The organism is Verrucomicrobiota bacterium, from assembly GCA_037139415.1.
In the GTDB taxonomy this organism is placed as follows: domain Bacteria; phylum Verrucomicrobiota; class Verrucomicrobiia; order Limisphaerales; family Fontisphaeraceae; genus JBAXGN01.
Genome location: JBAXGN010000076.1, coordinates 1 through 26401 on the forward strand (window position 1 = coordinate 1; position 26401 = coordinate 26401).

Here is a 26401-nt window from a genome sequence, read left to right on the forward strand (position 1 = left end):
GCGGGACTTGCACCCGCTGGCCTGTCAAAGATCGAAGGCTGCACCAGAAAGATGGAATGAATCACGAATGACATCATTGGCCAGTGGCGTTGGCTTGGCAGCCCCCATTTTACCAGAATTTCAACGCGCTGATTCGACTACTCGCGACGCCAGAATGACCTGAATCTTATTAGGTTGGTAATCGGATTTGCAATTTTTGTGCAAAAGAAGCTGGTCCCCCCATTCCGAACTGATCTGGTTTTCATCCGTGCCATCCGTGTAATCAGTGGTTAAAAATCCGGAATTGCACGTCCGATTCCACCGGTAACACCGACCGGGACCGCCATACCTAACTTGCTCCCAGCTTCTGGCTCCTCGCTTCCATCTCCTTCGTATCATTTTTTGCCAGCTACTCTTTTTGCCATGTCCGGTTCCCATTTTTCTGCCGGTTTATTTTTCTGCTAAAGTTCTGCAAAAGTTCCCGTTGGGGTTTTCGGGCATTACTCATTAATGCTGCTTGCGGATGATAATGCGGGCGGTCTGGACGCTTTCGCTGTTGACCAGGCTGCCCAACACCGTGCGGGTACACACCCAGGTCACGTCAATCGCCTTGCATAAGTCGGTATTGGTGGTCGGCACCAGATCAAAGGTGCCGGGCACGGTATTCCGCTGCCACATGTTAAAGACGCACGCCACGCACCCGTGGAGCATCACCTGCGAGCCCCCCCCCTTGATACGCGTCAGCGTTTGATTGGTGGAACTGTACGAATACGAGAGCACGGTGTTATCGGAATCATAAAAATCCAGGCGATAACTCATGTTGGTGCCGGAAACGGTTTTGACAAAATTGGTCAGTTGCTGCACCTGGCGAATGTCACGGGTCATGACATCCAATGTGTTACGGCTGTCCTGATCCAGTTCCACGTAATTGGCAAGGCTGGCCACCGTGCGGCCGGTGTAGAGTGACAAAACGGCAATGGCCGCGAACACCAGGCAACTGATGCCGATGGAGACCATCAGTTCCGGCAGCGTAAAGGCAAGGCAATTCATTGCGGCGTTCGGTCTGCTGCCCCCCCTGCCGCCGAAGAACGCAAAGCCGCTTGCCGCTGCCTTTCGCTGATTGAGCCGCACGTTCATATTCAGTTCAGGGCAGCAGATTATTACTCGCCAGCCAGGTATCCATCGGCCCCACTTCGATCCACGAGGTGATCATGTACCGACTGGTGGGGCCCATCCGGGCCAGGTTTTCATCATAATGGAAATTAAAATGCCCGTTCATCCTGACCGAGTTGACCACACTGGCACCAATGAAATCCTGGTTGTTATTGCCGCCGCCACCCAACGTGAAATCCGCATACGGGGCGTAGATGACGCCGCAGAAACCGCCATTGCCGTGAATGTTGATCGACGTGTTATTGGCGGTGCCGAAATATTGAAAATTCGCCGCGTTGCCGGACATATTCAGGACGCCATTCCCGGCGATGTCCGTCGAAGCGCCATCCATGTAAAGCATCAGGCTGGCGCCGGGTCCAATGGTCAAACCACTCTGCCCCTTGAAAGAGATGCTGGAGGTGACGTGCAGACGCGCGTTGCCGCGGACATACACGCTACCGCTCAGGTTGTCTATAACGTAATCATAACTATCCAATACTATATCGTACTTCTGGCTGGTTATCGTGGCCGCGTTGGTCGTGACAACATTGTAGGTATAGGAAACAATCGGCGTATAGGTATAGGTATGCATGGTATAGGTATAGGCATTCGGGATGATATAGGTATAGGAGCGCTCGTTATATACGTAGCTTTGAATCGCCCAATAGTCGTAAAAGGTTCCCTTATTTTTCCCAGTAGTGACGACACGGTTGGTCACCGTCCCCACATACGTGATCGGCGGACCCACGGAAGGCGCCACCGTGGCATTATAGACAAAGGCCGTATTGGTAGTAATGAAGCCCGTCGGCGCCGGCGTAGGCAGCGTGGCGTTTGTGACCACCACAATGTTGGTAATGATCACGCCTGCAGGCAGTGGCGTCGGCATCGCATTCGTGGTGACTGTAATCGTATTGGTGGTAACATTCTCATAATCATTGGTGGGATACAACGTGCTGGTGACGACAATATCGTTGCGGGTAACTCCTCCCGGCGGCCAATACGGAGGCCGGGTGGGCGTGGTGATGGTCAGCCCGACATTGGTGGTGATGGGTGGGTTGGGCATGGGACTGGGCATATTAACCGTCGTAACCACGCTGGTGCCAAAACTATAATTGGTGGTTGAAATGCTGCCGGAGTTGGGGGAGAAACCGCCCGCAAACGGGCAAACCACATCCGGAAAACTCTGATTCATATCGGAGGATGCGTGGCCCGCCTCAATGCCGCGCCCGCCACCGGAAACAAACGCCAAGTCGCCGATCACACCGCCGGAGCCCACCGCAATGGTGCCGCCTGGCCCGGTGGCGGCGTGACCAATCACATTGCCGTTGCCAATATCCACGATATTGGCTCCGCCCGAGTTACTGGCGACGTCGCCGTTACCTTTGCGTTTGGCAGGATCCCACTGGCCATTGGTGCTATAGTTGGGATCCGCCGAATCGAAGCTGTCGGTGGTCACGTTCTGGCCGGCAAAACTAATGCCCCCCCGGGCCACCATACCTTTGGCAAACAGCGCGCCATTGCTGGTGGTGACCCGCACCGAGCGGTAGATTTTGCGGGCGCCGATGGCGGTGGTTGGCTGGTTGGCGATTTGGGCAAACAGGACCGGCGGAGCCTCCGTCGGCAGATAGCCAAACGCGGTGGGCGGCGTGGTGTACCCGGAACACTCGATGACCGGCAGGACGTTGGTAGTGATCGAGACCATGTACCCGCCCCCGTTCAGTGACCGGCCAGTGACCGCCATCCCGGACACATTGGTCCAGGGCGAGAGAAAGAGGTTGGTCAACCCGTTTTTATTCAAGTGTGCCAGCGCCTCTTCGATGCCGGCTTCGACGATAGGCATCACCGAGTTCCAGGTCTGCGAGCGGGTGACCGAGCGATTCTGGGCATTGATCAGGATCAGGTAACTGGCCAGGATAAAACCCAAAATCGCGCTGGTAATCAAGACGATCACCAGCACACTCGCGCGGGTCGGTCTGGTGGAAAGGCGTTGGATTTTCATAGGGGTGCGTTCAACGTTGTTCGTTGCGAATGACGACCATCGCGGTTTGCACGCTTTCCGTGTTCACCTTGGCCCCGAACATTTTGCGGGAACAAATCCAGGTGACCCCAATGGCCTTGCAATAATCCGCGTTGGTGGCAATCACCGGATAAGGGTTCCCGATGTCCGGGTTGCGTTGATACATACTGAAAACCAGCATGTCGCATTGCTCCAGCAATAGTTTATTGTCAGTGCCTTTGATCCGGGTCAACGTGTGCGCCTGCGGATCATACGTATAGGTCAGCGGCAGGCCGTCATTATCTTGAAAAACCAGCATGTTGGTTTGGTACGTGGACAAATACAGCACGTTGCGCACATCCCGCGTCATGATATCCAGCGCATTGCGGCTGGCGTTGTCCAGGTCCACGTAGTTGGCCATCATGGCAAAGCTCCGCCCCGTGTAGAGCGAGAGCGAAGCAATCGCGGCAAACACGATGCCACTGATGCCCATGCTGACCAGCAACTCCGGCAGGGTAAAGGCGCGCTCGCGCCAGCCGGATCGCCGCTTAAAAGATGTAGGGTTGCATTCCATTGCGAGCCACATAAGTGCGCATTTCCCGAAGCCGGGGAACGTCGGCGTTGGTCCATCTGACTTGCAGAATAATCATTCGGATATCGTCGCTGTAATTCGCGCTATTGGCAGGCCAATCCACGTTGGTAACGAGCGTGCTGCCATAATAGGTGATGCCTTGAACCATTCCCGTTGGGTAATAAGTGGTGGTGAACGTGGCGGGCAGCGTCACCCCATCGTTCACCTGAGTCCAGGTGCACAGGCGGGCAATTTCAGTGTGCTCGACCAGAATTTGGGTCGCGCGCAGGTTTTCCCGCGACACCCGAATGACCTGCACGCCGGAATTAATGCCCGCGTAGAGCGAAACGAACACGGTGACCATGATCGCCATGGCCATCAGAATTTCCACCAAGGTAAAGGCCATCGCCCTACCTTTTTTTCGGCCCCATGTTGTGCAAGTTCTCATAATCGGCTAACTAAGCTCGTTCATTCTCAGATACACAGCAAGCAACCATCCTGCCGTGTTTGGGACTGGACTCACCAAACCCCAAGCCTTCTATATCCCAACTGACTACTGGAAAGATAGTTATGTAAACGAAAGGCCGAAAGGGACAAATGGATAGTATTATGGACTTATACTGATAGGGATGAAAGTACCTAGCCGAAAACTTTTTGCAGAAAAATGAACCGGCAGAAAAATATTAATTCAATTTATTCCCATCTTTCGGCCGGTTTGTTTTTCTGTAATGAGCCTAAAAAGCCCCGCCCGCTAGACGGGGTTGTTTATTAGCTCTTGGGAGAATAAACAAGCCTGAGTAACCGAAAACTTTTGCAGAAAAATGAACCGGCAGAAAAATATTCATTCAATCGGTTTTCATCTTTCTGCCGGTTTATTTTTCTGCAAGATTTCCCCCCAATTTTTCCGTACCACTCACGCTCGCGCGGCGAAACTCTGCTGCACGAAATAGGCGGCCGCTTGGGAACGACGTTTCATCTGCAGTTTATCCATCGCGTTGCTGAGATAATTCTTGATGGTCTTGTCGCTCAGCACTAATTCCTGGCCGATTTCCTTGTTGGTTTTGCCCTGCGCCACCAACGCGATGACCCGCCGCTCCTGCGTAGATAATTGCTCCAGCTTATTTTCCGTCTTGGGTTCCGCATCCGTTTTGATGCGGTTCAAGACCTGGCCGACGACCGCCGGGTCCAGAATGGAGCGTCCGGCATGGATACTTTCAATGGCCGCCACCAATTGCGGTTCTTCGGCGTCTTTCAGCAAAAAACCATCCGCCCCGGCGCTGATCGCCTGCACCACCACGTCATCGTCCTGGTACGAGGTTAGGAAAAGCACCCGGACGTTCGGCGCCTGTTTGCGGATTTTCCGGCACGCCTCAAAACCAGAGCTATCCGGCAGGCGCACATCCATCAGCACCACCTCGGGCTTTAGCCGGGCGGCTTCCGTGACGGCGTGCGCGGCGGAATTGGCCTCGCCGACAACTTCCATCTGGGGATGGCGGCCAAGCAGAGCGGTTAATCCCATGCGGACAACTGCATGGTCGTCCACGATCAATAGCCGAATATTTTTTTCAACCATCTGATTCATAGCAAATGAATCTGTGTCAGATATTGGACGCTTTGTCCATGGTTAAATTCAAATCATGGTGCTGACCACTTGATGACGGTCGTATCGTTGGGTGCCACCTCATTCCAGGAGGTGACAATAAAGCGGGTGCCTGGGCCACTGCGCAACAGATCCTCATCGTAATGAAAATTGAAGTGCCCGACCATGCTAACCGTATTGACAATGGCAGCCCCGCAGAAATCCTGAGTATTGTTACCGCCACCCCCCAAGGTGAACGCGGCATTGGGCGCATAGATTGCACCGCAGAAGGTGCCGTTACCGCTGATTTTGAGATCCGTATGCGTATCCAGGCCGAAATACTGAAACCGAATGGCTTGGCCGGAGGGATTCAGAAGGCCCTGACCGCTAATGGAGGCACTGGCACCCGCCATGTAAAGTTTCAAACTGCCGTTAGGACCAATCGTAATCCCTTCCAGGCCGGAGAAGGAGATGGAGTTGCGCACGTAGATGGAAGTATTACCACGCACATAGACAGTGCCACCCAGGCTATCCACCGCGTAATTATAACTATCCAGAATCAGGTCATACGCGGATGTGGTCACCGTGACATTCGTGCTGGTGCGCGCAAAATAGGTGTAACTGATCAAAACGGTGTAGCTATACCTTCGCATTTGACAGGTGTACGTGGTTGGAAGATTCCAAGTATAGTCCTTTTGATTGTACGTATAATCGCGAATCGCCTGGTAATCATGCCACCAACCGCGGTCGGATTGGTGGCTGACTGAATTATAGCGGTTGGTCAGCACTCCCACATAGGTACCAGCCGAGGGGGGCGTCCAGGCCGGGGCATTCGAGGGGGGCCCGGGCGGCATCGGAGTGGATGGATATTGGACGCTGGAAAAGACGGTATTGGTCTGAATGGTTCCATTGGGGAGGGGCGTGGGCAGCGCGACATTGGTAAACCAGGTGACATTGGTCTTAATCACCCCAGCGGGCACGGGCGTGGGCAAGGTATTGGAGTTGACCTGAAAAATGTTGGTGGTGATCGCACCGAAGGCGTTGGTGGGATAATCGGTGCTGGTCACCGTGACGACATTCGTTACGACCGCGCCAAGCACGTACCCGGTGGGATAATCGTAGGTGGTAATCATGCCCGTGGTATTCGTGGTGATGGCGCCACCGGGGGGGGGACTGGGATAGGCGGCAGTGGTCACCCAATTACTGCCATAGACAAAGTTGGTGATGGAAATATTACCGCCGCCCGGGGTATAGCCGCCGGTAAACGGAGCAACCACCGTGGGGAAACTCATATTCATGTCATCGGAGAAATGCCCGGGCTCGATGCCGGCATTGCCGCCGGCGAACCAGGCCAGACTGCCAACCACCCCGTTCGGCCCGATATTGATCGTGCCACCGGGACCGGTAAAGACGTGGCCGCAAATGTTGGCGTTACCGGCGTTGAACAACCCTGGCTGACCGGAATTAGTGGCAATATCGCCATTATCCTTGTGTTTGGCGGGATCATATTTGCCATTGGTGCTGAAGTTCTGGTCGCCGGAATCAAAACTATCCGACGCCACATTGTTCCCATGCATATCCACGCCGTTTTTGGCGATCATGCCCATGGCGAAGAAGGAGCCGCCACCGGTGGTGACACGCACCGAGCGATAGACTTCCCCGGGGCGCGCGTAGGTTGGGCCAAGGGAACCTAACAACGGCGAAATACTGGCCAAGGTGACAAACGGCGCCGGCACATAACCGGTACACTCGATCGTGGGCTGCGTGGCGGCGGTGATGGAGACCACATACCGGCCTTTGTCCATGGTCCGTTGCATCATGGCGAGATTGGGGATCGCGTACCACCCCCAAATGTGCAGCTTTTGCCAGCCATCACTATAGAGATTGGTGGTACCGGTCTGATTCAGGTGCGCCATCGCCTCTTCCAGCCCCGCTTCCACCAACGGCATCACCGTATTCCACGTTTGGGATCGTTCCACGGCGCGGCTCTGCGTGCTCACCAACGTCAGGTAACTGGCCAGGGTGAATCCCAGAATGCCAAAGCACAGCATCGTCAGCATCAACACCGACCCTTGCTCCGTCCCGCTGGTCTTCAGAAATATTTTCATAACTTTCTTGTATTCAATGTTTTGCGAGGTGTTACCGGCCTCGCCAGGCACCCTCAAAAAATGTAATTTTGCAGCCCGTTCCGGCCCACCATCGTACTCATCTGCCGATCGTGTGGAATATTATAGTTCGTCCAGCTCACCTGAATCACGACCATCCGCAAATCGTCCGAATAGGACGCGCTAAAGGGGGGATTGGTGACGGTGACGGACCCGTAATAAACGACTCCGTGACTGGCATTTAAGGTGGTTGGATAGTAGTAGTCCACAAACGTGGGGGGAACGTTGGTGCTACTGGTGACCTGCTCCCAAGCGTACAGGCGCATGGTTTCCATTTTTTCCGCCATAATCTGGGTGGCCCGCAAATTCTCACGCGCCATGCCGATGATTTGCACCCCCGACGCGAGACCGGTGTACAGGGAGATAAAGCCCAACCCAAAAATCCAGATACTCACCAGGACATCCACCAGGGTAAAGGCCAACGCCCTACCGTTTTTTCGGTCCCATGTTGTGCAAATTCTCATAAGCGGTTAATCAAGCTCGTTCAGTTGCATCTCAAGAGTAAGCAAGCATCCTGCCGTGTTTGGGACTGCCATCACAAAACCCCGAGCTTTCTATATTCCAACTAACTACTGGAAAGATAGTTATGTAAACGAAAGGCCGAAAGGGAAAAATGGATAGTATTATGGTCTTATACTAATAGGGATGTAAGTACCTACTAACAATAACACCGGTGTGAAGGTGGTTTTCCTTTTACAGAAAAATTGAACGGTAGAAAGATATAAATCCAGATCAGAATGCGGAGGGTTATTGTGTTAACAGCATTATCTGTCGAACATGGTCTGGCAATCCCAAAGAACCGGGTCCGGCAAAATTTGAAACCAGGCAGGTTGATTGTTTTCCATCTTTCTGCCGGTTTATTTTGATGATATGAGCCTAAAAAGCCCGCCCCCTGGACGGGGGGTTGTTTATTAGATCTCGGGAGAGTGAACGAGATTGAGTAACCGAAAACCTTTTACAGAAAAATGTAATTCCAAATTTTTTTACCATGTTCGGTTCCCATTTTTCTGCCGGTTTATTTTTCTGCAAAAGTCCCCGTTGGGGTGTTCGGGCTTATGCATTATGCTGCTTGCAAAGGATGGTTCGGTATTCGGCATTCAGATTCTCTGTCCCAATATTGGACACCTCGAAGACTTTGGGACATTGAAGAACAAAGCCAACCACGCCGTTTGGTGTCCCGGCTTTAACCGGTTTTGGCATAACCAAAACCCACACGCGACTAGGCCCCGTCACCACTCAAAGGCAATTCCAGGTCAATTTTCCTCCTTCTTCGGCGGCATCACTTCCATCCGCAGGGAATTGAGGAACGCGTTGTACTCCACATGGGTGCGCGGCCAATCACCGCAGGAAACGGCGGTAATTTCCATTTTTCCACCCGTGAAGTTCAATGCGGCCAGGCGTCCGTGCGACCGCCGATTCACGCTGTCCGTAAACTCAAATTCAACCGCCACTCCGCGCGTGCCCATGCCATAACAGGCATAGACCGTGCTGATTTTGGCATTCGCGAAGCGGAGGGCCACCAGCGCCGTAACATTTGTCTCCGTCCACGGTTCCGCGACCACGTTGGTCGCGTCCAATTGAACGCGCAGGGCCAGATAACTCGTCAACCCCGGGTCGGAAAAGGCAATCCGTTGCTGGACGTTATCCGCCGACATCTGCCAGCCGGTGGGAGCCTGAAAATGAAACTGGGTGCGATCCACCAGCAGAATGTGCCCCTCGCTCACCGTGCCATATTCCGGACACACACGTTTTTCTGTGCCCAACCGGAAGACGGTCTGGGCGGCCAGTTCAGCCGCTGGCAAAACGACGGCCAGCAACAGTGCAGGAGAGATGATTTTATGGTGCATTGAGTTAAATGTTTGTGCCCGCCTAATTCGCCGGGCGGCGTGGCGCTGCCTCCGCCCACTGGCCGCGGATCATAGTGCTCAGTAACGGTGTCCCGAACGGCAGCTTCACCGGATCCATGAAATTCAGATCGAACGCCCAGTTGCGGGCCGGCGGGTTATAGACATTGCCGGTGCCCCACTTGGAGTTCGCATAACGACTGGGAAACATCACCACCATCGAGCCATTGTACGTGACAATCCGCTTGGTGCCGCCCGGTGCCCAATCTTCCAGGAAACGCGGGAAGTTTTCTGCGCCGCCGCTGTAGCTCATAAAGTTGGTGGTGGGCACAATGCCCGCAATGATGGCGGTGTTCACCGTGACCGCAGTGGCGGCACGACTCGCCAGTGCCAACGTGCTGTTGGCATCCGTCCAGGCCGGCGACAGGATGGTGACGGCATCCGCCACCACAGAGGCGGGCATGGTCTGCGAGGTGTTGGTGGTGCCAAGCGCAGCAGTGGGGGCGTTATAATTGCCCCGGATGTACAGCGGCTCAGCCGTGGCCACCGAAAGGCCGTTGGTCGGCAGCGCGGCCCCGTTCACCAACCGCACCGCAGACATCTCGGTGTTGGTGAGAATCGAGGCTCGGCGATCATCCTGGACATACAGTTGGTTCACCGTACGTCCCAAGGCATTGAACAAGCCGGTGTTGGTGCGCAAACAGCCTACGTCAATATCCACCGATTCCACCGTCTTGCCTTCGCGCGCATCCATGAACTTATTGGTGAGGACAACGAATTGCTGAAGCAGGTTGGTGGGGACAGAGGTCGCGAAATTGTTATAGGAACCGCTTTTGCCAGCCAGGACCAGGTTGGTTATATACGTGAAATTCGTGATGGTGGCGGTATTGGTGACAATCGTGGTTACCTTGCCGACTTTGTTGGTAGTAAAAGAGGTGTTGGTCGAAAGAAAGGTGTTGGTGTTCACCGTATCGCTAACCTGCAAAATCAAATCTGCCTTGTTATAGTAGCGCTGTTTCCCCATCAGGGAGGTCGGACTCTCGCCAGCGGGAGGCACATCCAGAATTGCCTGCACCGCCTGCGCCGAATTATTGGTGCCAATCGGGAGGGTTAAACTCGACGCCTTCGCATCCTTATCCGCCTGAAACGTCACCGAGCCGGAGGGCGCTCCCCGGGCATCCCCCGGCGCGCGCCCGAAATTGATGGTGCCCACCGCGGTGACATCGCTGAAAAACGTCAACACACTGTCCGGGCAGGTGTACAGGTTGCCGTTGGCGTGGACGCGCCCCGTCACGTTAAACGCCTGGCCGCAACTGATCTCCATGTCCATCCCGTAAAAAATGGCAAATTGGAAAATCGGAATGGTGGTGATTTGCACATCCTGCTTCACCGCCGAAGTAATATCGTAGGGTGCGTTGTTGCGGCGGGCATTGGAGATGATGGTATAGGTGGCGGCGTAACCAAACAAGCCGGCGTATTGCGAATCCAACACGGTATAGGCCCAAGCCGCGCTGTTATTGACCGCTGTGACCCCCGACACGCCGTTGGCATCGCCGAAGGTGTAGTTCGTCCAAAATGGATTTTGCGAGCTGCTCGGAACCAAGGTGCGGTAGGTGGCGAGATTATTGTACACATCCGCCTGGCTGCCATTGTGATAATCGTACGCAATCTGGCCAACCACGATCTCCGTGGCTGCCTCGGCGGCATACAGGGTTTCCCACCGCTGGTTGTTGCGCGCCGTCAACTGCGCGGTGGTGGACGTCCAGGACATGGCGGTGGACAGCACAATCATGGCCACTCCGAGAAACACCAGCACAATCACGAGCGCGTATCCGGCTCGCGGGCGATGCGGTAAACAGGCAAGTTTCATCATGGCTCCAATCGTTTATTGCAGCATGCGGCGGGTGATTTTGGTGCGAATCTGGTAAAAGTCAAAATACGCCCCCGGCGTGCCGACAGAGGTGATCGGGTACTGGATCTGGTAAAACTGGATGGTCAGGCCGATCACCCGGTTGTTCTGGTTGTTGGTTAAAATATTACCCTGGAAGTCCTCCGCCGTGAACACGACCTTGTTGGTGATGAATTCGGCGACGATATCGCGCACCGCGCCAGTCTGGTCTGAGCGCACAAACCGGGTGTTGTTCGTGTCGAGGTAATAGCGGGAATAGAAATTGGTCACCAGCGCGTTGGTGTAAAGTTGGATGGCGTTGCCCGCCTGGATCTGGCCGGGTTGGGCTTCCACAAAATCAGTCAGGCTGCCATTGCCAAGCCGCACAAGTTTGGCTGCGCGCACCTCCTGCATCAGGGAGTTGATGGCATCGCGCGCCTGCGTGTTAGCCCCCAATTTGGCGCGGGTGAGCCCGTACATTTTCAGCCCCATGATATGTGCGGTCAATGTGCCGGCAATGACGATCATCATGATAGCCATCGAAATCATCAGCTCCGTAAGGGTAAAACCACGGGTGCGACGCGGGCAATATGTTAAGACCGTATGCATATCAAAAGCTATCCGGACTCCGATACGTGACCACCGTATTGGTAAACACCCGGCGCGAACGCGGCCAGGTCCAGGTGCAATCCACGCGAACGCATTTGACCGGCGGATTGCTCAACACCTGGCTGATCACCGTGAAATTGGTACACCAGACCACGTTCGTGCCGTTGATGGGGATGTCCATGATGTTGGTTTGTTGCGTAAAATTGGTCGTCTGCAATTCATCCACCTCCGGAACGGCTCCCAAATCCCATTTGCACGAGCGCACTTGTTCGACTCGCTGCATGGCGTATGACTCCGCCGCCAACGAATACGAGGTCCACTCGGCCCGGGTGGCCGTGGTCAGGTAGCCATAGACAATGGCCGACATGGTCATGACGGACAACATCGTGGAAATAAGCACCTCCGCCAAGGTGAACCCTTGGTTCTTCCCAGACTTCTTTGGCATGGCGGACGGTAAAATCATGTTATCAACAAGGTCTATGCGGTATTATCCAAATAAGTACTTATGTACATGTCTATATGGATACAGCAAGTACCATGCCTTGTCAATTTCGATATTCCGACTTGTTTTTTACCATAACAGGTTTACTCTACATCAGTGTAATGAAGTATGGCATAAACCGTGCTCTTATCATGATCGATAAAATGCGTATTGCAGCACATATACGGCCGTGCCTAACGTTGGTCGGCGGGACCAAAGTGTGGGTGATCCTCATCGGTGTTATCGCCGGTTGCGTCAGTGGCTTTGCCGACAACACCAACGTAACCGCCGCTCCCAAAAACAATGGTAACGCGTATGGCCACAACAAGCAAACCCTGGATACCCGGGCTGTTGTGATACCTTCGAGCCAAGCTGATCCGGCGTCCAACGAACCGGAACGCAAGGGACGTCCGGACCGCACCCAGCCCAACGGCGATGTCAAAAATTTGATCAAGCAGTTCCAAGCCGCACGCGAGGCATATTTGCAGGACCAGCAAATCCTGATGAAGCAACTGAAGGGGGCCAGCGCCGAGGATCGGGCGGCGATTCGCGAGCAATTAAAGGAAAGTCTGGATCAATGGCGGGAACAGCAGAAAGAGTTGATCAAGGAGCAACGCGACCGTGCCATCGAACTGAAACGCGCGTTGCAGGCGGATTTGGGACGGGTGGTGGATGATGCGCAAGGCGAAGGGCGTGGACGCTGATATTGGCCATGGCGGGAAGCGGATCGGGCGGCGAGGGATGGCTGAGCACGGGAGCAACAGTCAGAGTTGGAAAGACGTTGTACCACCATTTTCAGTGCAACCACCATCCGTAATCCGCAATCCGCAATCCGCAATCCGCAATATTTCTGTTGCTGGCCTGTGTTGCTTATGGCTGGCCTTATCTTTAAGCGCGGCCATAGCCGCACCACTTCCGGCATCCGATGCCGCCCTCAAGCCAGCCGACATTTCACTTTCTCCATGGGATTGGGACCTCAACCTTCACGGGGCGTTTGGCTACAAGGATAACGTGTTGCTGAACCGTCGTTTTGCGGATGGTAGCGGTTTTTTTCAGGGGGGATTGGATGCCTCACTATTGCGTCTGCCATTGGATGGCACGCAACTCAGCCTGCTGGTCAGTGCGGAGGATACTAGGTATTGGCAGTCACCCAAACTGGATGATGAGCAATTTATCCTGTCCATGCTTCAATGGAAGCAGTACGGCCCGGGCGAATGGGTCTGGAGTTGCAGCCTGGACCACCATTACCAAAACCAAGTCATGGATGTCTCCGCCACCGAGACCAACCTCAACACCGCGCGTTTTCAAGGAAACGGGCTGCGGCTGTATCCCGGCGTACGTCGGGATTTTGAACAGCGACGCTGGGCGGAACTCGAGTTGGGGGCCAGCCGCCAATGGCTGCACGCGCCACTGGATGGTTTCTGGCAATTTCGCCCCAAATTTACCGTGGGCCAAGGATACGGCAATCGTTCGGAACTCTCGCTGATTTATGAACCATTTTGGCGCTGGTACGACCATCGGGAACCGCTGACCCGCGAGGGATTCCGCATTCCCGGAGAAACGTTGGTGTTCACGGAACACGAGTTTCAAGTCCAATGGCAGCACTACTGGGACCCGCCACGCCATTGGCGGACCACCACCCGCCTGGGCTTTGCCCTCAACCTGGATAACGGCGGGGGCTATTTCGATTTCCGCCGCTACCAGTTCACCGAGGCGCTACGTTACAAATCCGCTGCCTGGGAGGTCCGCGCCCAAGTCCGCCTGGCCGCCTATGAATTCACGCACCAGACCTTCAGCCGCACGGATGAGCGATTGCGCGACAAGGCTACCTGGCAACTTCAACTGCGCATCGAGAAAACGTGGACCAAACATCTCAAAACCTTTGCTCAGTATGAACATGAGTCCTCGCTATCGAATCTGCTGCTGGATGAATACAACGTAAACACTCTGCTGGCGGGCATTGACTGGGGTTGGTGATTCGGCTATCCTACGCACTTTCGGGCATGACTGACACGGCCTCCAAAGTCTCGCTCTTCGAGCGTTTTCGCTGGCTTCCGCTGGCGATGGTAGCCATTACTCTGGTGGTTTTTGGCGCCGCCATCGTCTCCGTTACCCGCCAATTGCGCCACCAAATCCGCCAGCAAATGATTGCCCGGGACGGGGAAGTGTTTCAGGCGGTCTTGTGGCTGCAATACTCCAATCACCTGCAGTCAGCGCCAGAGTTGCAGCTGGATGAACCATCCGTGCAGTTCAACCTGCTGCTCGAAATCTCGCGGATGCGCGGCGTGCTGGCCGCCCGGCTGTTTGATGCGCGCGGCTCCTTCGTCGCCTCGGTGCCACCAACGGTGCAACCTGGTGCGCTCGGGCGTGAAACCATGAGCGTTTTAACCGATTTACGCTGTCATTCCCGCTTTTTTGAGGCAGCCAACCTCGCCAAGCTATTCCTGCCGGGAACCGCGCTGGCCGCGGCGGTTCCCTTGTTGGAGGTGAACGTGCCATTTTACGCGCCGGCCCAGTCGCAACTGCTGGGCAGCGCCCAGTTTTACCTGGATGGTCAGGCGCTCGCCACGGAATTTGCGACCTTGGATCAGCATTTGTGGCAACAAGGGTGGTTGGTGTTCCTGGTGGGGGGCGGTCTGATTGTCGTCGGATTAAGTTGGACGTTCCGGCGTCTGCAGCAGGCCAACATGGAACTCCGCTCTCGCTCGGAAAGCCTGGCCCGGGCCAACCAGGAATTGATCCTGGCGGCCAAAACCTCGGCCACCGGTGCCATGTCCGCGCATTTGATTCATGGTTTGAAGAGTCCGATCATCGGCTTGCGCAACCTGTTTGAGGGATTAGCCTCCCAACCACCAGGCGAAAACCAGGCCGGCTGGCAGATGGCGCAAAAAACTATTCGCGAAATGCAGCAGATGATCAACGATTTCGGCAAGATGCTGAACAACGAACCGTCCTTGTCCCAGCCGTTTAGTCCGTTGGCCGACGTACTTGCCCTGGCCATCCGCAAAAACCAGCCGCTCGCCCAACAAACCGGCGTGCGTCTGCTGCACTCCCCGCCCTTGGACCTCCTGCTGGAGAACCGGGCAGCCAATCTTTCCCTGCTCATCCTGGAAAATCTGTTGCGCAACGCCCTCCAAGCCACGGCGCACGGCGGCACGGTAACGCTCAGCACCCGCATGGAAGCGGGCCAAGTGGTCTGCCAGGTCCAGGATGAAGGCACCGGTTTTCCCGACGCCTTGCGCCCACACCTCTTCATGCCCTGCCAATCCACCAAACCCGGTGGGCTCGGCATCGGCCTAGCCATCAGTAAGCAGTTGGCCAATCATCTGGGGGCACGCTTGGAACTGGCCGCCAGTTCGCCACGCGGCTGCGTATTCGAGTTTCGCTTGCCCATGCCTCCCAATGACCCGGTAAGCTCCGAAAAAACTGTAACAAATCGGTTGGCGACTACCCTCATTTTGAATTAGAGTAATAGGGCTGTTTGGATTTTTCAATGAGTCCATTTAATATGCAGGCAAGCTGGGCTGCGTGGCATCGTTTTCCATGGATGCTAGGGGTCCTGCTTTGCTCATTGCTGGAAACCAATGCGGCGAATCTGGCACCGCGTTGGCGCTGGTCCAACCCGTTGCCGCACGGCGGCAATGTGTATGGCATGGCCTACGGTCTGGATTTGACAGTGCAAGTGGCGGAACGCGGCCAACTATACTCGAGCGAAAACCTGATAGATTGGATGCCGTATGATACCGGAACCACCAATACGCTGTTGGCGGCGGTCTTTTTTAATGACCGTTTGATTGCAGTGGGCGAGCGCGGCACGGTGGTCTGGACGGATTCCCTGGAAGATTTCTTCGTCATAGACCTGGGCACCCCGAATTGGCTGATGGGCGCCGCCGCTTCCTCCAGCCTGGTGATTTTGGTGGGCGACAACGGCGCGATTTATTCCAGCATCACCGGCACCAACTGGTCCCAGGAAAACTCTTCCGTCACCAACTGGCTCTGCGGCGCAGCCTATGGCAAAAACACGTTTGTGGCGGTGGGACAGAGCGGAGTCATCCTGACCAGCAATAATGGTAAAACATGGAAAAAAAGTACCTCCGGCACCACCCGCCGCCTGAATGGCGTGTTTGCCGTGAATGGCTCGTTGTATGCCGTGGGCGACCAAGGAGTGGTGCTGCGCAGCGATAACGATGGCAGTTCGTGGAGTACAATCTCTGGGATTGGCGCCACCAATTCCCTGTATGCCGCCGCCGGCATCACCAATTTCACGGTTCTGGCCGGTGAAAAGGAATTGCGGTTGCAGGAAACCAACGGGCCATGGACCGATGAACTGGCCACCAATAAAGTATATCACGCGCCGGCATGGACCTACTACAGCGCGCTGGGACAAGTCTCGGAACTGCTGACGGCGGGACGGTCCGGCATGATTCTGGAAGGGTTCAAAACCAACGCCACCGGCTCAGTCTGGGTAAACCGTTATAACTCGGTGCGCAACTGGATTTGGGAAATCACCCGTACTGCGGACCTTTACGTCGCAGTGGGGGATCAAGCGACCATTATGACCAGTGCTGACGGGGTCAATTGGGATTTGGAGTTGCCGCCGAATACGGCCACCAATGCGGTGTTGCTCGGAGTCGGGGGAAATTCAAACCTGCTGGTGGCGGTGGGCAATCGGGGGACGCTGCTTTACAGCCCGGCCTCGTGGACAAACGTGATTACGGCGAATTACCATGGCAGCACCACGGTCCTTTCAACCAACCTGGTAAACACCATGGGCATCCAATGGTCGCACCTGACCAATGCTCCCACCACCAACGATTTGCATGCGGTCGCCGCGTCCACCAGCGGTTACTTGGTGGCGGGCGGAAACGGGTGCATCTTTTTCAGTGCCACCGGCACGCAATGGACGCCCGCCACCAATGGTTCCAAGGCGTTCCTCTCCGGGGCGACGTGGTTTCCAGGCGGCTTTGTCGTGGTCGGGGATCGCGGCACGATTTCAACCAGTGTTACCGGCACCAATTGGAACAACGTGACCACCGGCACCACGAATTGGATTTACCGGGTGCGATACTTGAACGGGCAATTGGTGGCAGTGGGACAAAACGGCACCATCTTAACCAGCCCCAACGCGTCCACCTGGACGCTGCGCACCACCGGCATCACCAATTGGTTAAACGATGTTGCGTTTGCGGGTGATACCTATTATGCGGTGGGCAATCAGGGCACCGTATTGGCCAGCAGCAACGCCATTAACTGGGTCAGTATCGGCACCCTCACCTATAAATCGTTGTTTGGTGCGGCCACCTTTGGCCAGCAATTGGTAGTGGCCGGAATTGAGGGGGCGATCCTGCGCAGCCCCATCCTGCCGGATACCACCCCGGTATCGCTGCCACAATTTGCGTTCTCCAGTTCCACCAACGGATTGACCCAAAAATTATTCTTGATCACCGGGCATACCGACCAACAGTTTAACCTGGAAAGCTCGACCAACCTGATGCAATGGGTCCCCGGACCAACGCTGGAAATCTACGAAAGCGACGGCACGCTCCTCTACCTGGAAACCAGCACCAACCAAGCCAGCGAATTCTTCCGCGCTCGAGCCATTCCCTGATCCTGTTTTTTGAATTAAGACTTGGCTTGGCGGGATTTAAGCGCTCTCAGATGCAACAAATCCCATTGATCCTGTTCCCGATAGGTTTCTTTGCTGGAAATAAGACAATCCAAACTCAGAAAAGGAACGGGAATGCCCTCGATAACAACCGTCTGAGCCGAAATTATCGCCTCGGGATAATTCACCTTCCATGCTTTGGTACTGACGTCCACCTCGATTTCATCAGCAATTTTCACCACAACGTTGTCGAGAATATCAGCCGGCGTAAGTTCAGCGGCCGCATGGTCTTCCAGGTGAGACAATGCAGAGATGACGCGCAGCGCGTTTTCTTCGGAAGCTTCAATCAGCACATCAACATCCTCAGTGGTTCGAACCAAACCATGTAGAATGCAGGCCTGGCCGCCGATGATCAAATAACGAGCTTGCGCCTGATTCAGCAAGGCACAGATCCGCAACAATGGATGGGGAGAGTTCATCCTACCAAAGTCGTGGGTTTGCCTGGCTGCGCCGCCATTTCTCGTAATCCTCGTAGGTTTTCGCTTTGAATACGAAGCCGCGTGGACGTGGATAGGGATTCAGCAACTCCATCTGCTGCTGCAACACATGACTTCGGCGCAAAGCCTCCGCCGGTGTGGCTATTCCACGCCGGCGGCCTACTACCTTCATCTCATTTGGGACCATTCGATCCGCTAACATGGTGTTACTCTTAGCAGCACATGGCACCCTTGGCAAACCGCAAAATATGCTTCCCACGGGGCTACAACGACTTGACCGTGATCCACGTGGTCGCGGTGGCCCCGGTTTGATCCCGCACTGTGATCTCATGCCGGCCTTCACTCAACCGCGCAGTCGTGCCAAGTTCATCCGTTTCGCACGGCAACGTTGAACTGTGCCAGCTAAGGCTCCCCTGCCCTTCCGCCTTTAACCGCAACCGATTTCCGCTGCCAGGCAAATCCGGGTCTAAGAAAATCACCGTCCCAGGCAACGGAGAAATCAGTCGCAAGGTTCCCGTCTCAGAACCACCTCCGTGTTCTGCTTTCGGCTTTCTGCTTTCTGCTTTCGGTCTTCCATCCCCCACCGCCCGATCCCCCAGCCAGTTTTCACCACCCGCCAACCATTCCCGGTATTCCACCGGCAGCCGAATGCGTCCGGCGGAATCATAATCCTCGGGCGTTTCCATCGGTGGCAGATGCCCGGCGATGAATTTTTCCAGCACGGCTTCCGGATGGTTGGCGGGAACCCGTTTGCCCGTTACACGATGCACATGGCCGGTGACCATCTCCGCCGGTAGCTCATACCATGTGGTGCCATGCTGTTCATGCAGATGCACCAAGATGGCGTGCAGGATCGGGGCCGCACCGGTGACGCCGCTGACGTGTTCCATGGGGGTGCCGTCGAAATTCCCCACCCACACTCCCACGGTAAATTCCGGGGTGTAACCAAACGCCCAGTTGTCGCGAAAATCGGAACTGGTGCCGGTTTTGCAGGCGACCGGAAACGGAAAGCGCAGGCTGGAATATAAGTCAAAGGCCATGGCGCGCGCAAAATTGTCGCTCAAAATATCCGCAATCAGCCAGGCGGCGTTGGCATCAAATACTCGGGAAGCACCCGCCCCCGGCTGATCAAAAAATGAATAGGGCTTATACGCACCCAACCGCGCGAGGCAGGCAAACGCGTTGGCAAGTTCCAAGAGCCGCGCCTCGGCGTTGCCAATGGTTAGACCCAAGCCGTAAAATTCGGGCGAGTTGGTCAAGGTGGTAAGTCCGCACCGACGCAACCGCTGCTGGAGCGGTACCGGGCCGCCCAATTCGTTAAGCACGCGCACCGCGGGGATGTTCAGGGAGTTCGCCAGTGCCAGACGATAACGGAGCGGGCCGAAGCATTGCCGATTATAATTAACCGGAGCGAACAGCCCAGTGGGGGTGGTAAATTCAGTGGGGATATCCGCCACCATGCTGGCCGGGGTTGCGCCGCGTTCCAACGCCAACAGGTACGTGAACGGTTTGAAGGTGCTGCCAGCGGATCGCGGTGCCCACGCGCCATTCACCTGCCCTTCCCGATCCGCAAAATAATCCTCCGATCCCACCAATGCCAGGACTTCGCCGGTGCGGTTGTCCAACACCACCGCTGCCCCATTCCGCGCCTGTTGCCGGTTCAATAGCTTTAGCCGGTCCTGCACCGTTTTTTCCACCAAACGGTTCAGGTCCAAGTCCAGGCTGGTACGCACGACCGTGCCGTGCCGAAGGCGGCCTTCCGGAACCTGTTGCAGCAGCAGGTCCACAAAATGCGGCGCTTGGAAAACGCGCCGGGGCGCTGCCAGCCGCAACGGTTCTCGGGCGGCGCGTGCCGAAGTCGTGGCGGTCAGCCAGCCTTCCGCTTCCATCCGGGTGAGAATCCATTGCTGCCGCTTGCGCGTGGCAGCGAAACGCAGGTACGGATTCAACCGCGTGGGTGCCTGTGGAATAGCTGCGAGCAAGGCGGACTCCGCCAGACTCAAATCCGCCGGCGGCTTGTTGAAATAATAGTGGGCGGCGGCAGCAATGCCGGTACGCCGGTTGCCGTAATCGAGACGGTTCAAATATTCGGCGAGGATTTGTTCCTTGGTCCAGACCTGTTCCAGCCGCAGGGCTTGCAGCGACTCAATGATTTTTGAGCGCACCGTGCGCGGGCGCGGTTGGGCCAGCTTGATCGTCTGCTGTGTGATCGTGGACGCGCCGGAAACCACGTGCCCGTTTTTGACCAGTCCCCACACGGCCCGCCCGAGCGCATAAACATCCACCCCGGAATGTTCCCAAAACCGTTTATCCTCCGCCGCCAACGTGGCCTCCACGAGCGATGGCGCGATGGCTCCCAGCGCCACCCGTTGACCCAACAGGCCATGCTCGCCAAATTGCTGGCGCAGCGTGACCCCATGGCGGTCCACCAATTCAACCTCGGGCGCCGCCGGTTGAAACAGCGCCGCCGGTAACGGCACCAACCGCAACGCAAATGAAAACCCACCGATGCCGGCCAGACAGATCAGGAGCATCCCCAAACCGAACTTCAACCATCGGCGCCGAAAACCAGGAGCGGCACTTGTAATGCGGGCTTGGCTCATGATGGGTCGCCCCAGTTAAATCCGAAATTCGAACCCCGAATACCGAAAGAATGCCGAAGCCCAAATACCGAAAGAATACCGAAAACCGAAGCCCGCATCTGGCGCTGTTGGGCGATACCTGCAACATCGGAACGTCCAGCTAGAGAGTCAAAACAACCGCATTCGGATTTCGAATTTCGGATTTCTTTCGGCTTTCGAATTTCGGGCTTCGGACTTATCATTTGCCTTCCTGTCCCAGCGCCTCAAATCCCACCACCGCATTCCCCTCAAACGCGCAACGCGCCAGCACCGGTGCGCGGCCTTTTTTGATCTGGCGATACGCCTCCGGCAACGCGCGTTTGGATACCGTGCAATCCCCCAAGCCGGCGGCGCGACACAGAAATACCAGCGCCTCGTGTTTCGACACGCGCGGCGTGCCGAGCAAACGGGTGGCACCGGCCGGCCAGGCGGGCGCGGGGCGCTGATCCAGCACCAGGTAACTTAAAGGCAGGCTGCTCAAATCAATGCCAACCAGGTTGGCAAACTTCGCCCAAGGACCACCCGTATAGACTTCCGGCGGCGGCGACGCAAAGTGATGACACCAATGGCGCGCGTTGGCCGGGTCCAATAATCCGCACGCGCCTGAATGCGTGCATGGGGCAACAATCTGAAATTGGGTTCGCAGCCGTTCCCGCACGCCCACCAGCGCCGCGCTGGCTTCGTAGGTGCCCGGCTCAATCCAGATCATCGCGGCAAACGACGAAGCAATTTGCAACAACCGGACAGCCTGCTCGGGTGCCAACTCATTCAGCACATGACTGACCAGCAGTGTTCCATGCGGGGAGGTGCCGCCCGTGCCCAAGGTCACTTCCAACCCCGGATACTTTTCCCGCGCCCGCCGGGCGGCATACTGCACCGCCAAAGGCGAGCGGTCATACAGGCATAATTCAGAGATGCCTTGCGTGCCGAAATGATCCAAAAACGCGCGTCCGGCAATGCCACTGCCGCAACCCCAATCCAGCACGCCACCGGGCGGCGGGGTCCAACCCAAACGCGGCAATTCCGCAAGCACATGATCCCACTTCCAGCCGATGCGTTGGGCAAACGTCTGGTCGTAGCTCGCCAGGTCCCGTTCATCCATCCAGTAATCCGCGGCCCCGGCGGTATGGTTTAAAAATGCGCTACGCAATCGCTCCAGCGCCTTCCAATCAATGGTGTCCAAATTCATGGCCAGATAAAATTAGATGAGTTACGAGCCACCAACCGGATCGGCAGCCATCAAGAGCGCATGACGCTTCTCCTTGGCTTGCCGGCCCAATTGCCGCGCCGCCTCATAAAACGCCGCAAAATCTCCCCGCTGCTGCCGGAAGACTCGCCGCAAACCGGGCACCAGCCGATGATACGTGTCGTCATTGGCCAGCTTCGCGTTATTAAACGGACTGTTCATCCAGCGATCAAAGGGACGCAGCGCCTCGGATTGAGCCCGCAGAACCTGGTAGCGCTCGCGGATGTGTCCAAGAATTTCCGCCTTGCGCTGCCGCAAACTCACCAACTCATCCGGCGTGGCCTGCCCCTTGACGGCCCGCAGGGGAGCGTCCTGCGCATACAACCCTTTCAACTCCTCCCGGGTTTGATGCAACAATTGGCGGCATTGTGTCTCCCGCTGGAGGGATTGTTCGTACTGCTCCAAAACCGGTTCCTGATGCGTAGCCTTAAGCCAGCACCGTACCCCCTCCTCCTCCACCACCGTGGCAAACGCCTCATCAAAATCGGTATCGCTGCCAATGAATAATTTCTGGTGTGCCAGCTCATGAAATAAGACAGCCGCCAAGTCGGGCTCCGCATAACCAATGAAGCTGCTGAGCAGCGGATCCTTGAACCAGCCCAGTGTCGAATATGCATCCACTCCGCCCACCTGCACATCGTAGCCGCGCCGCGCATAATTGGTGGCAAACCGCCGGGCGTTGTTCGCGTCAAAATACCCCTGGTACGTCAGCCTCCCCACCAGGGGATACCACCACGAATTCAGTTCCAGAGAAAATTCCGGTGCCACCTGCACATTCCAGATCACATGCTCGCCCGGCAGCGCCACATAACTCAAATAATGCCCATCCACCGGCAGTTTCAATTCCCGTCCGGCGAATTCACGCAGGCGCAATACGAGTTCAAACTTCTTTTTGAGTTGGGGGGTGGTCTCCGGGCTGTCCAGCAACCGTTGAAGCGGTTCCCGCCCGGACAGGATGCGCCACTGTCCACGAGCCGCCTGACCATAAAATGCCGCCGTGCGGCAGCCACTCAACACCGCCACCAGGCAAACCAGCGCCGTGCACAGCAACATCCTCGGCGTCGCCAGCGTGCTTTTATTCGCTGGCCGCCGGGCGGCTTGAATCACCGTGCGCACTTGCATAACCGTGATCACTGCTTCGTAACCGAAGTCCATTGCTCCCGGAAGCATTCCAGATTCGCGCGGCGGTTTGCGATAAAATTATGAATTGTTTGATCCCGCTATCAATAAAGAAACCTGCCTCACTACGCAGCCGCTTGATTTCTGTCCGCAACACCGGGATCTTCCCGTTAGGTTTACCGTGCTGCAATTCACCAAGAACCTCTGCTACCGATAGCCCGACATGCCGGGCGGCACTTCGCCCGCGTTTCTCATCAATCAGCAATACATCCCTTTGACAGCCAGAGCCAAGGCAATGGCAGACGCCTCACCGGCATCCGGTGCAAAGGGCAATTGCACCGGGATGATAACCAAGGGGAAGTTACCGGCACCTCACCGGGGTGTTTTCACCGGTCAACCTGCCGCCGATCCCAATTCCTTCTTAGCCGATCGCCTGCATCGCCGGACCTCCACTCAGGAGGTCCGTTGCGAAGTTGCGGGTCCCGCCTTGGGCTTCGGTTTCTTCGCTTTCTTGACTTCTTTTTTCTGACTTCGGTTTCCTTTGGCCATAATGAACTCCTGGTTAATGTTCAACTCACGCTATGCTGCTTAGACCGGGTTTACAACAGTAAACGCAGTTTATGTCAAAACGCAGTTTAATCATCGCACCCGTCTTTGTCGTGATCAACACCCCGCGTCATCCACCGACGCAATTATCTCGGCTAGGGGTCGCATAACTTTTGAAACAACGCAACGCAATTAAACCTGAATTAAAACAACCAAACTAACCAGTCATTTCTAACCGGTTATCTATTACGAAGGTTGATCCCTCTTTTGTTAATGCTATACTCTTTGCATGTCATGGCGCGTGCGTGGCGGTTTGTTGATGTTTCGCTTTCGGATGGGCGGATTGGAAGTGCTTTTGGCGCATCCCGGCACCCCGGTGGGCAGCGTCCAAACCTCGGACGAGTGGCTCATTCCAAAAGGTGGACAGAAAACGGGGGAGACCCTCTTGCAGGCGGCCCAACGGGAATATGAAGAAGAGTTGGGCATTCGCCCCAGCGGGCCATTTGTGGACTTGGGCACGGTGATACAGAGCAACGGCAAAGTCGTCCATGTTTGGGCATTTCAGGGTGATCGGAATGATCCGGAGCCAATCCGTAGCGGTTTGGTGAAAGCCGAGTGGCCGCCCGATTCCGGTCAATACCACAAATTCCCGGAGTTTGACGAAGCCCGCTTCTATTCGTTGCCAGAGGCGCAAAAACGGCTTCGCAAAAGCCATCGCCCACTGCTCGACCGTCTGCCCATGGCTTTGGGCATTTTCCCCAAAGAACCAACGGTTTGAACGATTACCGTTGGCTACATCACCATATTGCGGATGACATCCTGGGCCGGCAGTTTTCGACCCGCGTACATAAAGGTGCCTTCCACATATTTGGCCGCACCGGTTTGCATCAGGTTAAACGCCTGCACCAACTCATTATACCAATCTGGAAAGCGCTCTGTGAATTTGAGTTCCAAAATCACCACATCCTCCGGACGGTCTCCGGAGCCGGTGCATACAAAGGGATTCTCCGAGTGCGTCGTCAGCAGCCCGTCAAACCGCGTTGCAACCCGCACATGGCGGTCAAAGGTCACCCGAAACTCGTTATTGTGCGCGCTCACATAAGCCTCGCGATCATAGGCCACATGCAGCTTGGGCACCGCCCCCAGACTGAACTGCAGCCGGAAAAACTCCTGGATAGCCGCCTGCTCCGAGACGTCGTCCGGCATAAACATTTCGGCTGGCGCCGGCAATTGCCCGGACACCACTTTGGTCGCCGCCTGGCGCCGGATGCCACAACGTTGTTTGAGGATCACATCCTTCATGCGCCGTTTGATTTCCCAGAAAATCGGCGTCTTATTATTCTCGTTATAGTATCGGATCCGGAGCTTGAACCGGTTTTTGTCGCCGTTAATTGTGCGCCAGTAAATCCTCCAATCGTTGGTATCCAAGTAGAGGCTGTGCACCGGATAGGAATAGTGGGGCGGCCCGCCGCCAAATTCGTCCAGTTCCAAGTGTTGCCGCACAAATTCCCGCACCTGTACCGCCAAGGCATTCGGAATGAGGTATTTCAACTCGTACCGCGAAGCCCTTAATGTGTGGTCTTGAGCCATGATTCAAACTGTTAGGAATTTGCTTTTTGCCACATTTGATGCTTTCACTTGTCGCGTTGCGCTAAAGGAGCATTGGTTTTGGCTCGCCTGCGTTTTCTTTCACGTGTTGTACTCATATTCAGAGCCTAACCCTCGCACGGAAGCGAATCAAGCGCATAAAGCAGGCTGGCTGCAACACCGGGTTAAAATGCCGCAACTCCGTTGGCGTTGAGGGCCGACGCGCTTTTTCCCAGGGCAGAATCACTGCCTTATCGTCCCCGCTGATTCAACCGCTGGGCTGGAGGACGAAACACCTTTGGGGTTTAACTTTAGCGGCCGAACAACGCAGCGACCGGACGATGTTATGCTTTAACCCGAAAACCGAAGTTGCTCGCGGCGGTCTTGCTTCAGCGGATTGGGGCCATAGATTGTTTTTGCCATCGCTCTCCCTGCCGCCGGGCTGTCCGCGATGCGGTTATTTATTCTTGGTACTCACGGCAAATCAAAAAGCCGTTTTAATCCCTGGTCCACATCCGCCATGTCACCAGGAAAGGCGCTTAATCTCCGTAGAATTTTGGCGTTATCCACCCCGATCAGACCAATCAGGTTCACTACGCAGTCTTGCTTCAACCAAGCGGGCTTTGGAAATGCTACCTCACACTCTCCATCCCGAATTTCGGTCGTTAATGGAGCAATGACCGTCATGTTACGCTGGGAATCAGCCTTGCTGATGGACACTACCAGAGCGGGTCGGACCTTGGCTAAATAGCCCAAGTCGGCTAGCACAACGTCGCCACGTTTAAAGTTTGTCATAATCAACTTCAGGCGCAGGTCCAAGCTTAACCCAAGTATCAGCACCCGCCTCGCTGGTGTCAGGCACGGCTGGTAATGCCTCAATCCCGTATCCGATAATTTCGCGGAAAAGCTCGGAAAC

The 26401-nt window shown here is 55.7% G+C and carries 22 protein-coding genes; 5 read left to right on the forward strand and 17 right to left on the reverse strand.

The features are described from left to right. Positions 1–486 precede the first annotated feature (486 nt). The 11 genes from WCO56_14515 to WCO56_14565 all read right to left on the reverse strand — a co-directional run bounded on the left by WCO56_14515 (position 487) and on the right by WCO56_14565 (position 12246). Positions 487–1029, reverse strand: a complete 543-nt coding sequence (locus WCO56_14515; GenBank protein MEI7730783.1) for a hypothetical protein — start codon at positions 1027–1029, stop codon at positions 487–489. Positions 1030–1123: 94 nt separating this feature from the next. Next, the gene (locus tag WCO56_14520; GenBank protein ID MEI7730784.1) at positions 1124–3130 is read right to left on the reverse strand and encodes a hypothetical protein; all 2007 of its coding nucleotides are present in this window, start codon (positions 3128–3130) and stop codon (positions 1124–1126) included. A 10-nt stretch (positions 3131–3140) separates the two neighbouring features. Beyond that, complete coding sequence (locus WCO56_14525) at positions 3141–3713, reverse strand: prepilin-type N-terminal cleavage/methylation domain-containing protein (GenBank protein MEI7730785.1); 573 nt, start codon at positions 3711–3713, stop codon at positions 3141–3143. After that, positions 3676–4104, reverse strand: coding sequence for a hypothetical protein (locus tag WCO56_14530; GenBank protein ID MEI7730786.1), 429 nt, complete (start codon positions 4102–4104; stop codon positions 3676–3678). The genes WCO56_14525 and WCO56_14530 overlap by 38 nt, the downstream gene beginning before the upstream one ends. Before the next feature lie 507 nt (positions 4105–4611). Continuing rightward, a complete protein-coding gene (locus tag WCO56_14535) occupies positions 4612–5271 on the reverse strand; it encodes a response regulator transcription factor (GenBank protein MEI7730787.1) in 660 nt (219 codons plus the stop codon). 62 nt (positions 5272–5333) lie between these two features. Next, positions 5334–7385 (reverse strand): hypothetical protein, encoded by a 2052-nt coding sequence (locus WCO56_14540; protein MEI7730788.1) that lies wholly within the window; start codon positions 7383–7385, stop codon positions 5334–5336. 53 nt (positions 7386–7438) lie between these two features. Further along, on the reverse strand, positions 7439–7906 hold the full coding sequence (locus tag WCO56_14545) for a hypothetical protein (protein MEI7730789.1): 468 nt from the start codon (positions 7904–7906) through the stop codon (positions 7439–7441). A gap of 789 nt (positions 7907–8695) precedes the next feature. Then, a complete protein-coding gene (locus tag WCO56_14550) occupies positions 8696–9289 on the reverse strand; it encodes a hypothetical protein (GenBank protein MEI7730790.1) in 594 nt (197 codons plus the stop codon). 22 nt (positions 9290–9311) lie between these two features. Then, complete coding sequence (locus tag WCO56_14555; GenBank protein ID MEI7730791.1) at positions 9312–11159, reverse strand: hypothetical protein; 1848 nt, start codon at positions 11157–11159, stop codon at positions 9312–9314. Between the two features lie 12 nt (positions 11160–11171). Then, positions 11172–11783 carry a prepilin-type N-terminal cleavage/methylation domain-containing protein gene (locus WCO56_14560; GenBank protein ID MEI7730792.1) on the reverse strand — a complete coding sequence of 204 codons (612 nt, stop codon included), beginning with the start codon at positions 11781–11783 and terminating at the stop codon, positions 11172–11174. Position 11784: 1 nt separating this feature from the next. Next, positions 11785–12246 (reverse strand): hypothetical protein, encoded by a 462-nt coding sequence (locus tag WCO56_14565; GenBank protein MEI7730793.1) that lies wholly within the window; start codon positions 12244–12246, stop codon positions 11785–11787. A gap of 170 nt (positions 12247–12416) precedes the next feature. On the opposite strand from WCO56_14565, the gene WCO56_14570 reads away from it, so the two are divergent. Genes WCO56_14570 through WCO56_14585 form a run of 4 tightly spaced genes read left to right on the forward strand, consistent with a single transcriptional unit; the run spans position 12417 to position 17872 of the window. Beyond that, complete coding sequence (locus WCO56_14570; protein MEI7730794.1) at positions 12417–12968, forward strand: hypothetical protein; 552 nt, start codon at positions 12417–12419, stop codon at positions 12966–12968. Next, positions 12937–14241, forward strand: coding sequence for a hypothetical protein (locus tag WCO56_14575; protein MEI7730795.1), 1305 nt, complete (start codon positions 12937–12939; stop codon positions 14239–14241). The genes WCO56_14570 and WCO56_14575 overlap by 32 nt, the downstream gene beginning before the upstream one ends. Before the next feature lie 26 nt (positions 14242–14267). Continuing rightward, on the forward strand, positions 14268–15731 hold the full coding sequence (locus WCO56_14580; GenBank protein MEI7730796.1) for a HAMP domain-containing sensor histidine kinase: 1464 nt from the start codon (positions 14268–14270) through the stop codon (positions 15729–15731). Positions 15732–15757: 26 nt separating this feature from the next. Then, entirely contained in the window at positions 15758–17872 is a 2115-nt protein-coding gene (locus WCO56_14585) for a hypothetical protein (GenBank protein MEI7730797.1), read from the forward strand. A 14-nt stretch (positions 17873–17886) separates the two neighbouring features. On the opposite strand, the gene WCO56_14590 is transcribed toward WCO56_14585, so the two are convergent. The 4 genes from WCO56_14590 to WCO56_14605 form a co-directional block, all read right to left on the reverse strand. After that, complete coding sequence (locus WCO56_14590) at positions 17887–18348, reverse strand: hypothetical protein (GenBank protein MEI7730798.1); 462 nt, start codon at positions 18346–18348, stop codon at positions 17887–17889. 281 nt (positions 18349–18629) lie between these two features. Next, a complete protein-coding gene (gene pbpC / locus WCO56_14595; protein ID MEI7730799.1) occupies positions 18630–20900 on the reverse strand; it encodes a penicillin-binding protein 1C in 2271 nt (756 codons plus the stop codon). A 286-nt stretch (positions 20901–21186) separates the two neighbouring features. Continuing rightward, positions 21187–22176, reverse strand: coding sequence for a small ribosomal subunit Rsm22 family protein (locus WCO56_14600; protein MEI7730800.1), 990 nt, complete (start codon positions 22174–22176; stop codon positions 21187–21189). A 21-nt stretch (positions 22177–22197) separates the two neighbouring features. Further along, on the reverse strand, positions 22198–23388 hold the full coding sequence (locus tag WCO56_14605; protein ID MEI7730801.1) for an aminopeptidase: 1191 nt from the start codon (positions 23386–23388) through the stop codon (positions 22198–22200). Between the two features lie 799 nt (positions 23389–24187). On the opposite strand from WCO56_14605, the gene WCO56_14610 reads away from it, so the two are divergent. Then, complete coding sequence (locus tag WCO56_14610; protein ID MEI7730802.1) at positions 24188–24676, forward strand: NUDIX domain-containing protein; 489 nt, start codon at positions 24188–24190, stop codon at positions 24674–24676. A 14-nt stretch (positions 24677–24690) separates the two neighbouring features. Here WCO56_14610 and WCO56_14615 read toward each other — a convergent pair whose 3' ends face one another. Both WCO56_14615 and WCO56_14620 read right to left on the reverse strand, forming a co-directional pair. Continuing rightward, entirely contained in the window at positions 24691–25449 is a 759-nt protein-coding gene (locus WCO56_14615) for a polyphosphate polymerase domain-containing protein (protein MEI7730803.1), read from the reverse strand. A gap of 510 nt (positions 25450–25959) precedes the next feature. Continuing rightward, positions 25960–26304 carry a type II toxin-antitoxin system PemK/MazF family toxin gene (locus WCO56_14620; protein MEI7730804.1) on the reverse strand — a complete coding sequence of 115 codons (345 nt, stop codon included), beginning with the start codon at positions 26302–26304 and terminating at the stop codon, positions 25960–25962. Between the last annotated feature and the right edge of the window lie 97 nt (positions 26305–26401).